This window comes from Pseudomonas sp. M2, assembly GCF_015751845.1.
Lineage (GTDB): Bacteria > Pseudomonadota > Gammaproteobacteria > Pseudomonadales > Pseudomonadaceae > Aquipseudomonas > Aquipseudomonas putida_E.
The window spans coordinates 3,584,094-3,597,234 of record NZ_JADOUD010000001.1 but is presented as its reverse complement, the minus strand read 5'-3'; the positions used below and the strand labels follow the sequence as shown (position 1 = coordinate 3,597,234).

The window sequence follows — 13,141 nt, the reverse complement described above, 5'->3', positions numbered from 1 at the left end:
GCCCGCTGAAAAAGGACCCGTATTCTACACCATCAGCCGGCGACAGCAGCCCGACGCGCACGAAATGCCATGGCCAGCCACACCGCAGTCACGCCTGCGAACTTGGAGGCCATCGCGGTGCCGATCACGGCGGGGGTCAGGGCACCGATCATGCCGAAGAAAATGAAGGTGTCCACCGGGATGCTCAGTGCCGAGCTCAACCACAAGCGGTCACGCAAGGGGCGCCGGGTGATGCTGAACACCAGCCAGTCGATCAGCTCGGAAACGAAGAACGCGGTGGCACTGGCCAGGGCAATGGCCGGCTCGGAAGTGACATACGACAGCACCAGCGCCAGCAGCATGGCGATCAGCGCGCCATGGCCGTAGCGGGTCTGCACCATGTCACGCAGGATGAACACCAGCCCACCCCAGGCCGACCAGATCACGTCCAGATGCGGGGCGCTGGAAAAGGCAAAGTTGATCAGTACAACGCTGCTGATGTAAGCGATTAGAAAGAACATGGGCAGTGACCGTCCGGCAAGCGGCACAGATTACCTGATTTTCGAGTCAACCGCAGCGCTTACAAGATCAATCCGGCCGCCACCGCCCGCTCATGGCACAGCTTGAGCACCGCCCGGCGTTCGGTATTGTCCATCCGCCCCCAACGGCCGATCTCCGCTACGGTGCGCTGGCACCCGGTGCAGACATCCTGCTCGTCCAGCGCGCAGATGCTCACGCAGGGTGAAGCGACCGGGCGTTCGGTAGCGATCACCTCACTCATCGTCCACCACCAGGTCCCGCGCATAACGCTGGGCGTTGTGAACATAGTGCGCGGCGCTGGCCTCGAGCATGCGCTTCTGCTGCTCGGTCAGCTCACGCACCACCTTGCCGGGCGACCCCATTACCAGCGAACCATCGGGAATTTCCTTGCCTTCGGGGATCAGTGCATTGGCGCCGATGATGCAGTGTTTGCCGATGCGCGCACCGTTGAGGATCACCGCATTGATGCCGACCAGGCTGTAATCGCCAACCGTGCAACCATGCAGCATGGCGTTGTGGCCCACGGTCACGCCCTTGCCCAAGGTCAGTGGCGAACCCATGTCGGTATGCATCACGGTACCGTCCTGGACATTGCTGTCCTCGCCGATATCGATCAGCTCGTTGTCGCCGCGCAGCACCGCGCCGAACCACACACTGGCGCGCGCCTGCAGGCGTACCTTGCCAATCAGCATGGCATTGGGTGCGGCCCAACTGGTGGCATGGCTCTCGACCCGCAGGTCGCCCAAGCGGTATTTCATTCTCGCTCCTCAGGTATCAGCGGCGACGGGGTGTGCCCCGTTCAGATCTCTATATAACGCTCGGGGGGCTGATGCAGGCTGATGCCTGCGTCGTACAGCAAGTTGACCAGTTCGACGATCATGATCGCCGACAGCCCCCAGATCTTGTATTCGCCATAACGATAGCTGGGCACATACCAACTGCGACCCTGGTAATCGATACGGTGGGTGTGGTCGCGCGGGTCCTGGCGGAAAAATTCGAGCGGCACGCTGAATACTGCCGCGATCTCCGCATCATTGGCGCGGTATTCGACGAAATCAGGGATCACCCCGACGAATGGCGTCACTTTCAGCCCATGCAGGGAAATCAGCGGGCTCAGCGGGCCGAGCACTTCCACCAGGCCTGGCGGCAGGCCGATTTCTTCTTCGGCCTCGCGCAGCGCGGTGAATATCAGGTCGGGGTCTTCCGGGTCGCGCCTGCCACCGGGGAAGGCGACTTCACCGCCATGGGTGGAAAGCCCTTTGGCACGCAGGGTCAAGACCAGTTCGGGCGCTTCGCTGCGAGTAATGGGCAAAAGTACCGCCGCCTCGGGGAACCGTCGGTCGGTTTCCAGTGAAGCTGGTTGGTGGTTGCTCATTCGGCGAAGTAGCTCGTCCAGCATTGCGCACTCTCGTTTCCAAGGCCTGCCCTGCATGATGCACCAAAGCCGCGAAGCACCCAAGCCCTGTACGCTTGCGGCAGGCCTGCCTGGCACGCCAAGATAGCGTGGGCTCAAGGGAAGAACAGCATGAAATTCTGCAGCGCGTGCGGCCAGCCGGTCATTCAGCGGATACCCGAAGGCGACAGCCGCCTGCGGTATGTCTGCAATCATTGCCAGACCATTCACTACCAGAACCCGAACATCGTTGCCGGGGTGCTGCCGGTCTGGGGCAGCCAGGTGCTGCTTTGCCGGCGAGCCATTGAGCCTCGCCGCGGCTTCTGGACCTTGCCCGCCGGCTTCATGGAGAACGGCGAAACACTGGACCAGGCCGCCCGCCGTGAAACTGTCGAAGAAGCCTGCGCCCGGGTCGGCACGATGGCCCTGTACCAGTTGTTCGACCTGCCGCACATCAACCAGGTGCATGTGTTCTTCCGCGCCGAACTGGCCGACCTGGACTTCGACATCGGCGTCGAGAGCCTGGAGGTGCGGCTGTTCGACGAACACGAGATACCGTGGGGCGAGCTGGCTTTCCGGACCGTCACACGCACACTAGAATGCTATTATCGCGACCGCATCGGGCAGCATTACCCCATAGGCCATGAGTACCTGCCACCGATGAGCGTTTCGCCCACCACTTAAGTTTGCAGGTACCGCTTCATGCGCTGGTTGTTCGCCCTTTTCTGCCTTTGCGTTACCTCGGTGTCCCAGGCGGCCTTCACCGAGACCATCATTCGCAAGCCACAGCCGCCTTTGCCGGCACAATCGCAATCGCAGGCGGCCATGCAGCCACTGATCGACAAGGTGCTGGTGATCAAGTCCGAGCGCCGCCTACAGTTGATCAGCCGTGGCGAACCGCTGAAAACCTACCGCATCTCGCTGGGCAAGCAGCCCAAGGGCGCCAAGCAGCGCGAAGGCGACAAGAAGACCCCCGAGGGCCTGTACTGGCTGGACTGGCGCAAGCAAAGCGACCGTTTCAACCTGTCCATGCACATCACCTACCCGAACATCAGCGATGCAGCCCGGGCCACACGCGAGGGCTGGAGTGCCGGCAGCATGATCATGATCCACGGCACCCCGATCAACGACGAGTATCCCGAATGGTATTTCCATACGCTTGACTGGACCGACGGCTGTATCGCCATGCGCAACTCGGACATGCGCGAGGTCTGGGACCTGGTGCCGGACGGCACATTGATCGAGATTCGGCCCTGATAGTCCGGCATTCCAATTGAGGCTGTAGGAACCTTCCCACTTCAATTAAACATCTGCCCTACTGCCGTGTAGGCAGCAGACTGCATCCAATCGACTGGCAAAGTTTTTAGCATCCACGCAAACGAGTACGCAGGCCGTACGCCATTTGCGGGGTTCTTCCATGCCAGCCCGATACCGCCACATCGCCAGCAGGCTGCTTGCCTGCTGCATGACGACCTTGCTGGCCATGCCGCAGGCATGGGCGGACGACCCTGCCAGCCAGCAACTGCGTGATCAACAGCGAACCTTGCGCCAGCTCGAGCAGCAACAGCGGCTGCAGCGCTGGCAGCGCCCTCCAGCGGCGCAACACAGCGACGCCCTCGCACCGAACCCACCCAGCGACAGCCGCTGCTGGGAGATAGCCGGCGTTCGCCTGGCCGGCAACCGGCAGCTTTCGGCACAGGCGCTTGAGCCGGCCATCCAGGCGCTGATAAAGCCCTGCATGGGCATCGCCGACATCAACCACCTGCTCAAGGCCATCACCCAGCGCTACGTGCACGCCGGTTACCCGGCCAGCCGCCCCTATCTGCGCCAAGCGCCAGCGCATGACGCGCCGCTGGACATCGTCATCATCGAAGGCTTCGTCGAGTCGATCGAGCTGGCTGCCGAGCTGCCGCTCTCCCTGAACAGCGCATTCCCCCATCTGCTGGGCAACCCCCTGTACCTGCCAGACCTTGAGCAGGGGCTGGACCAGCTCAACCGCCTGCGGGCCTTCGAGCTCAGTGCCGACCTGTTGCCAGGCGAACTGCAGGGCGGCACCCGGGTGCTGCTGCAGCCTCGCCAAGTGGCTTCACGCTGGCACCTGGACAGCCGCTTCGATAACCGAGGCAGCCCGCTGACCGGGCGTCACCGCCTGAACCTCGGCATCGGCCTGGACAGCCCCTTGGGCCTGAACGACGACCTGCGCCTGTCACTGTCGACAACGGTCATCGATGCTCCGGGGCGCAGCCAGGGCGTCACCCTGTACTACAGCATCCCCTACGGCCCATGGAGTTTCACGCTCAATGTCGGCCAACTGCGCTACAACGCGCCGATTCCGCAAGGGCGGTACGACAGCAACGGCAACAGTAGCTACCAGAGCGTCAGCGCCGAGCGCATGCTCTGGCGCAACCAGTACGGCATGCTCAGCGCCAGCGCCCGGCTGGACCGCAAACAACTGATCAACCGCACCGGCTCTGCAGTCATCGGCCTGCAGAGCCCCACCCTGACCAGCGTGGAGGCCGGGCTCAACCTGCTCTGGCTGGACCACGGCCTGTGGAACGCCTACATCGGCGTCGCCCAGGGCACTCACTGGCTGGGCGCCGAGCAACCCGCCCAGCACGCAGCTGCGCCGCAGCTCGACTTTAGAAAGTACCGCGCCAGCCTGCTGCACCTGCGCCAAGGGCCAGCGAACTGGCCGTGGCGCTGGCAAAGCGAACTTGGCCTGCAGTACAGCACCGATGTCTTGCCGGCCGTCGAGCAAATGTTGTTGAGCGACGATTCGGCGGTGCGTGGCTTTCGCCTGCGTACCTACAGTGGCGCCAGCGCCGCCACCTGGCGCAATACCTTCAGCCAACCGCTGGCATTGCCCTGGACCACACCGGCTACGGTGCGCCCCTACCTGGGCCTGGACCTGGGCTGGGAGCGGCTGGCGCAAGGCGCTTCGCCGCGCCGGCTGGCAGGTGCCACGGCGGGTATCGAAGTGAACCTGCCGCACAGCCGCCTGCGCCTGGACTATCAGCGCGCCCTCTATGCCAGCGACCTGCAGCGCCCGCTGCTCGAACCCGGATTCTGGGTACTTGAATGGGCCCTGAACATCTGATTCACCCACAACAAAGAGAACGAGAACATGCACACACTCTCGCAGATACCCGCAATCCGCCCCGATACCTTGCGCTGGGCCATTTTCCTCGCCCTGCTCGCCTCCACCAGCGCGCTGGCCGAACACGGCCTGGAGGCGGCCACCGGCCCTGGAGGTACGCCGCTCATCAGCAACAATCATGGCGTACCTGTTATCGACATCGTCGCGCCCAACGCCAGCGGCCTGTCGCACAACCAGTTCCTGGACTACAACGTCGCCCGCCCCGGCGTGGTACTGAACAACGCCCTCCAGGCAGGGCAGTCGCAACTGGCCGGCGCGCTGGCGGCCAACCCCCAGTTCCAGGGCCAGGCGGCCTCGACCATCCTCAACGAGGTGATCAGCCGCAACGCCTCGCTGATCGAAGGCCCACAGGAAATCTTCGGCCGCCCGGCCGACTACATCCTGGCCAACCCGAACGGCATCACCCTCAATGGCGGGACCTTCATCAACACCACCCGGGCCGGTTTCCTGGTAGGTACACCGGAGCTGCAGGACGAACAGCTCAAATACCTCAACACCCTAAATGCCAGTGGCACCCTGCAAGTGCTCACAGGCGGCCAGCACAATGCCGAGGGCGCGCTGGACCTGATCGCGCCGAAACTCGACAGCAAGGGCGTGCTCTCGGCCAGTGGCGATCTCACCGTGACCGTTGGCCGCAACCGCATGCGTCACGACGACGGGCAGGTCATCGAGCATCTGCCGGGCACGCCGTCCAGCATCGACGCCAACCTGTTCGGCGCCATGCGTGCCGGGCGCATTCGTGTGGTCAGCACTGCCGAGGGCGCGGGTGTGCGGGTGGGGCCGGTGCAGATCAAGGCCGACCAGGGCATCACCCTTCAATCTGCCGGCGCGCTGCAGGTCAGCGGGCATGAAAACCGGCCCGGGGAACTGCTCAGCGAACACGGCGCATTGCAACTCACCGCTGCCGATGACCTGCGCCTTGGCGCCGTCGACGGCAAAGCCGAGCGTATCGAGATAAAGGCTGGAAAGAAGCTCACTCTGGATGCCGAAAGCCGCCAGAGCATCGCCCGCGAGCAGGAAAGCTGGAACAAAAAGTTCCTCTTCGTTACCCGCGAGACCTACCAGCGCGAACGTACCACCACCGCCGACCAACTGCGCGGGGCGCAGCTGCAAGCCAGTGACAGCGTGCTGTTGCAGTCCGGCGCCGACATGCGCCTGTTGGCAGCCAATGTGGATGCGGGCGGCGACCTGACACTCGACAGCGCTGCCAACCTGGATATCAGTGCAGGCACCAACAGCCAACGTATCGAGGAGCAGGTACGCCACCGCAAAGACCTGTGGCGCGGCGACAGTGATACCAGCCAGTACAAGGAATCAGCACAAGGCAGCACGCTCAATGCCGCACGCATGACGGTCAAGGCCAATGACACGCTCACCGTCCAAGGCAGCAAGCTGCACAGCCGCGCCGGCCTGGACATCAACGCCAGCAACGTCGAAATCGGCACAACGGCGCTGCAGGAACAGGGCACACGCCGCAACTACCGTGGCGACCTGGTATCGGGCACCTTCTTTGGTGACCGCAAAGGCAACGATACCCAAGGTAAGCGCGTAGCCGGCAGCGCCGTTACAGCCGATGGCAAGCTGAACGTTGCGGCTGAACAGGTGAGCATCAAGGGCAGCACCGTCCACGGCGCCCAAGACGCGGTGTTGTACAGCGAAAAAGGCGCCCTGGCGATCGAGGCAGACCACGCCAGCACTGTGGCCACCGACCGCGACAGCAGCAGCAAGCTGTTCGGCCTGATCGGCAACGATCGCGAGCGCACGCAGCGCAAGCAGCAGGTGCTGAGCAGTGACGTCAGCTCTGCCAGCAACCTGCGGCTGGCCAGTGCTGAAGAATTGCGCATCCAGGGTTCTAAGGTGACGGCCGGCGGGCATCTGCAGGTCGAGGCCAAGGGCGACCTGTTGATCGGTAGCACACAGTCAAGCGATGAGAGCGAAACACGCAGCCAGCAGCGCGGTTTCACGGCCAGCGCCAAACAGACCGCAGAAGCCGAAGACGGCAAGCCCGAGTCGCGCCAGTACGCCGCCGGCGTTGCTTACGAGGTGGTCACCAGCACAGGCCAACAACGCGAAACGTCGCAGGTGGCCAGCGAATTGACGGGCGCTACGGTTGGCCTGGACAGCGGCGCGCAGCTACAGGTCAACGGTTCCAGCGTACAGGCCAATGCGGGCGACCTGAACGTGCAGGCCAAACAGGTGAGCCTTGGCGTCACACGCAACGAGCGCGTGTCGTCCGGCAGCTCTACCCAAAGCGGTGGTGGCCTGACGGTGACCGGCGGTATGGATCGGCTGGGCAGCCTGTTCGAAGGCCATCGCAACAACGAAGTCACCACCGAACGCGACAGCAAGACGCAACGCACCGGGCTGCAGGCCAGCGGCGACCTGAAGCTCAGCGCCGACGAGTTGATCACCGAAGCTGCACGCGTCAACGCAGGCGACACCCTTCAGGTAACTGCCAAGCGCATTGAGAACCGTGCCGTGCAGGACACCCATGAACGTGAAGTGCAGCGCAATGACTGGTCAGGCAGCATCGGCGCCAGCCTGGAGTACCGTGACGTGACCCGGCCGATCGAACGCTTGGTACAGGGCGAAGAAGCGGCGCGCTTCCAGCAAGCCTCGCCCGAAGACGCAATGGTGGCACCGAGCGTTGGCGGCGACATGACCCTGGACCACCTCAAACGCTTGGAAAACCAGCGCCGCGGCTTTGCCCAGGTGAGCGAACTGGCAGGGGGGCACGTGAAGGTCAAGGCCGATACCCTCGATGACCAGGGCACCACCTGGCGTGCCAACGCCGGCGCCCTGCAGGTCGACGCCCAGCAGCACCACCTGCGCGCCGCCGAAAACACCCGGGAAGATAACGTGCAGCGCCTGGCCTACGGCGGTGACCTGCGCGTGGATACCAGTTCGGGGAGCGACCTGAACGTCCGCGCTTCCGGCAAGGGCGGCTCGCAGGGCAAGCAGGATACCGCCAGCACCGCAGTGCCGGGCAGCCTTTATGGGCAACAGGGCATTCAGGTGCAGTTGGGTAGCGACGGCCGCTACGAAGGCACGCGCATCGATGGCGGTGAAGGCGACGTAGTGATCCAGAGTGGCACTACACTGTCGCTGGCCCAGGCCACCGACCACGCTCAACAGCGCGCTCGCCAGCTCGATGGCAACGCCTGGGCCAAGGTCGGCAACCGCCCGGGCAGCACCGGCGTCGACGGCCGAGGCTATCTCGACCATGCCCAGCAGCAGGCTACACAAACCAATGCCCAGGTGGCGCAGGTCGACGCCAAAGGCCAAGTGCGCCTGACCAGCGGGGGCGACATGCTGCTCGAAGGCACGCGTATTGGCAGCCGCGAGGCCAAGGTCGGCGATACGCTCCTGCAAAGCGATGGCCGCCTGCAGGTCAAAGCTGCGAGCAATACCCGACAGGCCACTGGCGGGAACCTGGGCGGCGGCCTGGAGCTGGCCGTGAAGACCGGCACCACCCAAGGTGGCGCCATCGGGGGCCATTTCAACCATGGCAAGAAGAACGAGGACGCCCGCCAGGCAATCGATGCGCAGTTCCAAAGCGCAGGCAAACTGACCCTCGACAGCCGCGCTCGCGAGGACCTCGCCGTGCATCTGCAGGGCCTGCAGGCATCGGCCGAGCACATCGGCATCAATGCCGCCAAGGGCGGCATGCTGATCGAAGCGTCATCCAACGTCGAGCGGCGCGACAACCTGGACATCACCGCCGGCGCCGGCTTCAACACATCCAAGGGCGGCACCGACACCCTTGGGCTGCACGGCCGTGTTCAGGTCAACCTCGACAAGCGCGACAACCTCATCTGGAACGCCGGCAACCTGCGCGCCGAGCGTATCGACCTGCAAAGCCGCGGCGACACCCGCATCGAAGGCGTAAGCCTGGAAGCCGGGCGCATCAGCGGCGCAATCGACGGCGATCTGCGCATCGCCAGCCGCAAGGACAGCGTCGATACCCTGACCGTAAAAGGTGATACACGGCTGAGCAAAGAGAAAAACCCGCAAGGCTATGTGAACGCTGCCAAGGCCGTCGCGGGGCCGCTGGGAAGCAAGGTCAGCGAAAAAGCAGGTTCCGCCCTGGCCAAGGCCGACCCGGGCGTTTCGCCAACCTTCAGGCTCGATGTGTCGCATGTTCAGCGTGATGGCGTAGCCCAGCAGACGACGCTCAAGGGCAGCGATGGGGTAGACCTGACGGTTGGCGGTGACGCTCACCTGACAGGCGCCCGCCTGCAATCGGCCAAGGGTGAAGTGAAACTCACCGCCAACGCGGTGACCAAGGAGACGCTGAGCGGCAATGATTACCGCCGGGATGTGTCGATCGATGCGTCAAATTCGCCGGTAGACCTGGGTACCGCCATTGCCCAGATCAGCAAAGGCAAAGGTGCCGCAGACGGCGAGAATGCACTGGACCTTGGCTTGCTACGCACCAGTGGGCATAGCCGCAGTGAGCAGTGGGCATCGGGGATTGAAGGGAAAGCCAACTGATCCACAGGCCCTGTCGTCGGCAAACCGGCGATAGGGCCATGAACGTCACGTCAACCGCTGCTTACCAACGCCACTCCCCCTGCCCCGTCAATGCCTGTGGCCCCAGCAACCGAGCAGCGCGCAGCAGCGGTGTAAGGGCCGCGTCCGGCTGCAGTTCGGCCGCCACCACTGCGTGACGCCCCAGAAGGTCTGCATCCAGCGCCAACTGATGCTCACGCTGTTGTATCAGCTGCCCGTGCAGGCGCCAGCCTGTGCGGCAATCCATTTCTACCCAGCCCTGCCCCAATCCCAGCGACCAAGGTTCACTCAAGGCGAGGTCGGTGACCGTGATGCGGCCTTCGCTGGTTCGGCACTGCCCCCCCGCGCCTTGCAGGCGCAGCGTGCCCTGCCACTGCCCGGCCAGCCGATAGGCCGTCTGCACACTCGCCTGGGGAGCCTGTGCGGTTACGTCCAACCGCCAGTGCCATGGCCAGCCTTCGGCATGCAACTGCCAGCCCTGGCCCTGAAAGCCCAGCTGTGCGGTGGCCTGCAAGCGCCAGGGCTGCAACGCCCAGCGTACGGGCCCGACCGGCCCGACCTGCTGCGCCTGACCCTGCCACAGGCTCCCGCTGACCCTATGCAGCGGAAGGCCAAAGCCCTGTGCAACCCAGGACGCCGGCAACTGCACCAGCAAAGTCAGGCTGAACACCAGCCCGGCCCACAGCAGCCCACGGCGGCTCATGGCTGCAACACCAGGTCGAAACGCAGGCCATTGCCATCCTGCTCCAGGCCCCACTGCAGCGGTTGGGCACCCTCTGCGCGCAAGGCCTGCAGCCAGCGCTGCAAAACCTGCTCATCGGCCACCTGGCCGCGCAGTTGCCACACCTTGCCTTGCACCTCGACCTCGGCAACTTCGACCCGCCGCGCCTGGGCAGACTGACGCAGCCGCTCCAGGCTCACGCCTGGCCCGCTGGGGAAGGCGGCGGCCTGCACTGCCAGCCCACGCCACTGGCTGAGCTCGCGCCATTGCGACACGCCTTGGCGCAGTGCCAACAACGCCAGCAGAAAGCCGATCAGGCACCAGGCGAGCAACAATCGATGACGCTGAAACCACGCTCGGGTCATGTTGGCGCTCCCAGATCGAAAACCACGTGCGCCGCTGGCGCAGCGCTCAGTACCTGCACCGCCGCTCCGGCGGCGCTTGCCATTTCTTGCCAGGGCGGCTCGCTCCCCTCGCCCTGCAGGCGCAGGTGCCAGCGCTGGCCGTCGAAGCGCACCGCGTGCAGGCGCCAGCCTGGGTGCTCATGCAGCCAGGCCTGCAGGCGTGCCTGCAGGTCTTGAAGCTGACGCTCCCGCAGTTGCTGTTGCAGTTCGCTTTCGCGCAGGCGCTTGAGGGCCTGCGACGCTTGCCGAGGGCTGGCCTGGGTGCCGGTCACGGCCAGCACCTGCGTGCGCCAGGTTTGTACCTGCCGCCACTGCTGGCCCGCCCATAACCCGCACCACACCACGGCCAGCACCAAACAGGTGACAACCAGCGCGCGCGGCAGGGCCGGCACACGGGGCGCCGAGCGGGCCTGACGGGTTCGCTCGAACAGGCTTGGCAGCGTGTCGAGCGACGCCAGCGTTCCCGGCCAGCGCCCGACCTGGGTGGCTTTGCGCAGGCTATCCCAGGGCTGCTGCGGTACCTCACCCAGCGCGTCAGGCCAGGCCAGCCAATGGGCTTTCCCCTCTTCGCTGCGCCCCAGGTACAGGCACAGGCCAGGCGCGCGCTGCCACTGCCAGCCCGTCCCGGGCTCAGGCGTGGGCAACAATTGGAACTCGGCCCAACAGCGCTCGATCTGCAGCCCCCATTCGCTGCACTGGCCACGCCATTCGTCCAGCGCCTGGCGGGCTACCGCCAGCAGGCGCAACTGCCCTGCCTGGCGAGCGAGGCAAGCGCACTGCACCTGTTCGGCGTTCTGCAGCAAGTGGTCTTCCAGCAGCAAGGGCCACTCATCACGCTTGAGGCCCGGCGGTGCAGCCAGCTCGAACTGGCTGCACCGCTCGCCCGGGATGATCAGCGCTACCTTTGCGTCCAGGTTCGCCGGTGGCTCGCCCTGGCCTTCCCGTTGGGCCACACCGTTTTCAACCAACAGCCAGTCCCAGATCACGCCCGGGCGCAGCAGCAACCAAGACCGCGCCGGCGCACGGCGCCGCCATTCAAGCTTCATGAACGCCCCCAAGGGAGCGTGAAGGTGCAGACATAGGGGGCTCCATCACGCTGCAGTTGCACGCGCACACCACGGCCGGGGTGCGCGGGTTGGTCGGAAGGCCAGGGCAGCCATCGGCCTCCCTGGTGATAAAGAACATTCAGCGCACTGACCTGCTGCAGCTGCTCGCGCACGACCCAACGGGGTTCGCTGGCGGCGTACAGGTCTGCCGAGGTTTCCAGCATCAGGCGTTGTTCGCGGGGGTCGAAACGCAGGCGTTGGCGCTGCAGCCGTGAGCCACCCTCGGCCTCTGGCACAGCCGTGGCTGCCACCCACAGCAACTGCTGGCGATCGGGCTGCCAGTCGAGCCAGCGGCTGGCCAGTGGCAGGCGCTGCTCATACACCCGGCGCAGTACCGGGCTGTCAAAGCGCCGCTCCAGCGCAAGGCAGAACTCCAGCACACTGTTCTCCTGGCGGGTTACCTGCAGCCGCTCGCGGACCTTGAGCCAGCCATTGACCAGCGCCGCGAGCATGACCCCCAGCAGCGCGGTCAAGGCCATGGCCACCATCAGTTCGATCAGGGTCAAGCCTGCCTGGCGCCGCTTCATGGACGCTCCAGAAAAACCGTGTACTGGCCCAACGGCAGGCGCTGATCGCGGTCGGCATACAGTTGCATCTCGCCGCGACGCAGGTCGCGCACGCCGGTACGGCGCAGCTGCATCTGCCAGTGGCACGCCTGCCCGCCCTGGTTCAACACCCCACTGGGCTGGTTGCTGGCCGGCCAGTACCGTTCCACGGCAAAGCGCGCCTGCAGCTCGCGAGCGCACAGCACGCCAAGGCGATGCTGTTGCACGCTGTCCTGCACTGCCAGGCGCTGGCGCAGAACCTGGCTGGTGATCACCGCCAGCACAGCAGCAATCGCCAGGGCCACGGTCACCTCCAGCAGGGTGAACCCCTGTTGCGTGCGCTTCATGGTGACAACCCCACTCGCAACTGGCCGTCACGCCCCCACGCCCAGCGCTGGCTGCCACCTGCCCAGTGCCAGCGCACCGAACCCGGCTGGGCCCACCCTTGCGGCGTGAACTGCAGATGCGGCTGCAGGCTGGCCGGCCAGTCGGGGCGCAGCCCTTTGGGCCAGTCCCCAAAGCTGACCGGTTCGGCCACCCAGCCCTCGCGCTCACGCCGCACGAACTCCGGGTGTTGGCCGGTCCAGCGCAGCCCGCGCAATTGCCCGGCATGCCGGGCCAGTGCAGCCTGGGTGTGGACGTGCGCCGCCAGCCGCTGCAACGCCTGATCGACGCTGGCCTTGCCGCTGTCCAGCCAGGCCACCGCAAGCCCGGTCATGAGGCCGGCGATGGCCAGCACCACCAGCAATTCGAGCAGGCTGAAACCGCGCTGTGGGCGCATCGC

General features: G+C 65.1%; 14 protein-coding genes. 4 read left to right on the top strand and 10 right to left on the bottom strand.

Annotation, left to right across the window (positions count from 1 at the left end):
- Positions 1 to 32: 32 nt before the first annotated feature.
- Genes IWW33_RS16640 through IWW33_RS16625 form a run of 4 tightly spaced genes read right to left on the bottom strand, consistent with a single transcriptional unit; the run spans position 33 to position 1,918 of the window.
- Positions 33 to 500: a VUT family protein gene (locus IWW33_RS16640; RefSeq protein WP_174142354.1), complete on the bottom strand. Its 468-nt coding sequence runs from the start codon at positions 498 to 500 to the stop codon at positions 33 to 35.
- Between the two features lie 59 nt (positions 501 to 559).
- Complete coding sequence (locus IWW33_RS16635; RefSeq protein WP_039602028.1) at positions 560 to 760, bottom strand: DUF1289 domain-containing protein; 201 nt, start codon at positions 758 to 760, stop codon at positions 560 to 562.
- Positions 753 to 1,277, bottom strand: coding sequence for a gamma carbonic anhydrase family protein (locus IWW33_RS16630; RefSeq protein WP_039602029.1), 525 nt, complete (start codon positions 1,275 to 1,277; stop codon positions 753 to 755). Before IWW33_RS16630 ends, IWW33_RS16635 begins: the two co-directional genes overlap by 8 nt.
- Positions 1,278 to 1,318: 41 nt before the next feature.
- Positions 1,319 to 1,918 (bottom strand): CoA pyrophosphatase, encoded by a 600-nt coding sequence (locus IWW33_RS16625; protein WP_046784375.1) that lies wholly within the window; start codon positions 1,916 to 1,918, stop codon positions 1,319 to 1,321.
- Between the two features lie 126 nt (positions 1,919 to 2,044).
- Between IWW33_RS16625 and IWW33_RS16620 the strand changes: the two genes are divergently transcribed.
- The 4 genes from IWW33_RS16620 to IWW33_RS16605 all read left to right on the top strand — a co-directional run bounded on the left by IWW33_RS16620 (position 2,045) and on the right by IWW33_RS16605 (position 9,563).
- Entirely contained in the window at positions 2,045 to 2,596 is a 552-nt protein-coding gene (locus IWW33_RS16620) for an NUDIX hydrolase (RefSeq protein WP_046784376.1), read from the top strand.
- 18 nt (positions 2,597 to 2,614) lie between these two features.
- Positions 2,615 to 3,169, top strand: coding sequence for a L,D-transpeptidase family protein (locus tag IWW33_RS16615; RefSeq protein WP_012315982.1), 555 nt, complete (start codon positions 2,615 to 2,617; stop codon positions 3,167 to 3,169).
- A 160-nt stretch (positions 3,170 to 3,329) separates the two neighbouring features.
- Positions 3,330 to 5,009, top strand: coding sequence for a ShlB/FhaC/HecB family hemolysin secretion/activation protein (locus IWW33_RS16610; protein ID WP_174142353.1), 1,680 nt, complete (start codon positions 3,330 to 3,332; stop codon positions 5,007 to 5,009).
- Positions 5,010 to 5,036: 27 nt separating this feature from the next.
- Entirely contained in the window at positions 5,037 to 9,563 is a 4,527-nt protein-coding gene (locus IWW33_RS16605; protein WP_174142352.1) for a hemagglutinin repeat-containing protein, read from the top strand.
- A 61-nt stretch (positions 9,564 to 9,624) separates the two neighbouring features.
- Here the strand turns inward: IWW33_RS16605 and gspN are convergent, their stop codons facing one another.
- From gspN to gspH, 6 genes are read right to left on the bottom strand one after another with little or no spacing between them, the layout of a single operon-like run.
- On the bottom strand, positions 9,625 to 10,284 hold the full coding sequence (gene gspN / locus IWW33_RS16600) for a type II secretion system protein N (RefSeq protein ID WP_119687696.1): 660 nt from the start codon (positions 10,282 to 10,284) through the stop codon (positions 9,625 to 9,627).
- A complete protein-coding gene (gspM, locus tag IWW33_RS16595; protein ID WP_174142351.1) occupies positions 10,281 to 10,667 on the bottom strand; it encodes a type II secretion system protein GspM in 387 nt (128 codons plus the stop codon). Before gspM ends, gspN begins: the two co-directional genes overlap by 4 nt.
- Positions 10,664 to 11,752 (bottom strand): GspL/Epsl periplasmic domain-containing protein, encoded by a 1,089-nt coding sequence (locus IWW33_RS16590; RefSeq protein WP_174142350.1) that lies wholly within the window; start codon positions 11,750 to 11,752, stop codon positions 10,664 to 10,666. Before IWW33_RS16590 ends, gspM begins: the two co-directional genes overlap by 4 nt.
- Positions 11,749 to 12,339 (bottom strand): prepilin-type N-terminal cleavage/methylation domain-containing protein, encoded by a 591-nt coding sequence (locus tag IWW33_RS16585; RefSeq protein ID WP_046784381.1) that lies wholly within the window; start codon positions 12,337 to 12,339, stop codon positions 11,749 to 11,751. The genes IWW33_RS16590 and IWW33_RS16585 overlap by 4 nt, the downstream gene beginning before the upstream one ends.
- The gene (locus tag IWW33_RS16580) at positions 12,336 to 12,704 is read right to left on the bottom strand and encodes a type II secretion system protein GspI (protein ID WP_046784382.1); all 369 of its coding nucleotides are present in this window, start codon (positions 12,702 to 12,704) and stop codon (positions 12,336 to 12,338) included. Before IWW33_RS16580 ends, IWW33_RS16585 begins: the two co-directional genes overlap by 4 nt.
- The gene (gspH, locus tag IWW33_RS16575) at positions 12,701 to 13,138 is read right to left on the bottom strand and encodes a type II secretion system minor pseudopilin GspH (RefSeq protein ID WP_046784383.1); all 438 of its coding nucleotides are present in this window, start codon (positions 13,136 to 13,138) and stop codon (positions 12,701 to 12,703) included. Before gspH ends, IWW33_RS16580 begins: the two co-directional genes overlap by 4 nt.
- Between the last annotated feature and the right edge of the window lie 3 nt (positions 13,139 to 13,141).

Coding starts and splice junctions, on each gene's coding strand:
- IWW33_RS16630 (WP_039602029.1), bottom strand. CDS start 1,277: ATGAAATACCGCTTGGGCGACCTGCGGGTCGAGAGCCATGCCACCAGT.
- IWW33_RS16580 (WP_046784382.1), bottom strand. CDS start 12,704: ATGAAGCGCACGCAACAGGGGTTCACCCTGCTGGAGGTGACCGTGGCC.
- IWW33_RS16620 (WP_046784376.1), top strand. CDS start 2,045: ATGAAATTCTGCAGCGCGTGCGGCCAGCCGGTCATTCAGCGGATACCC.
- IWW33_RS16635 (WP_039602028.1), bottom strand. CDS start 760: ATGAGTGAGGTGATCGCTACCGAACGCCCGGTCGCTTCACCCTGCGTG.
- IWW33_RS16605 (WP_174142352.1), top strand. CDS start 5,037: ATGCACACACTCTCGCAGATACCCGCAATCCGCCCCGATACCTTGCGC.
- IWW33_RS16625 (WP_046784375.1), bottom strand. CDS start 1,918: ATGCTGGACGAGCTACTTCGCCGAATGAGCAACCACCAACCAGCTTCA.
- gspM (WP_174142351.1), bottom strand. CDS start 10,667: ATGACCCGAGCGTGGTTTCAGCGTCATCGATTGTTGCTCGCCTGGTGC.
- gspN (WP_119687696.1), bottom strand. CDS start 10,284: ATGAGCCGCCGTGGGCTGCTGTGGGCCGGGCTGGTGTTCAGCCTGACT.
- gspH (WP_046784383.1), bottom strand. CDS start 13,138: ATGCGCCCACAGCGCGGTTTCAGCCTGCTCGAATTGCTGGTGGTGCTG.
- IWW33_RS16640 (WP_174142354.1), bottom strand. CDS start 500: ATGTTCTTTCTAATCGCTTACATCAGCAGCGTTGTACTGATCAACTTT.
- IWW33_RS16610 (WP_174142353.1), top strand. CDS start 3,330: ATGCCAGCCCGATACCGCCACATCGCCAGCAGGCTGCTTGCCTGCTGC.
- IWW33_RS16615 (WP_012315982.1), top strand. CDS start 2,615: ATGCGCTGGTTGTTCGCCCTTTTCTGCCTTTGCGTTACCTCGGTGTCC.
- IWW33_RS16585 (WP_046784381.1), bottom strand. CDS start 12,339: ATGAAGCGGCGCCAGGCAGGCTTGACCCTGATCGAACTGATGGTGGCC.
- IWW33_RS16590 (WP_174142350.1), bottom strand. CDS start 11,752: ATGAAGCTTGAATGGCGGCGCCGTGCGCCGGCGCGGTCTTGGTTGCTG.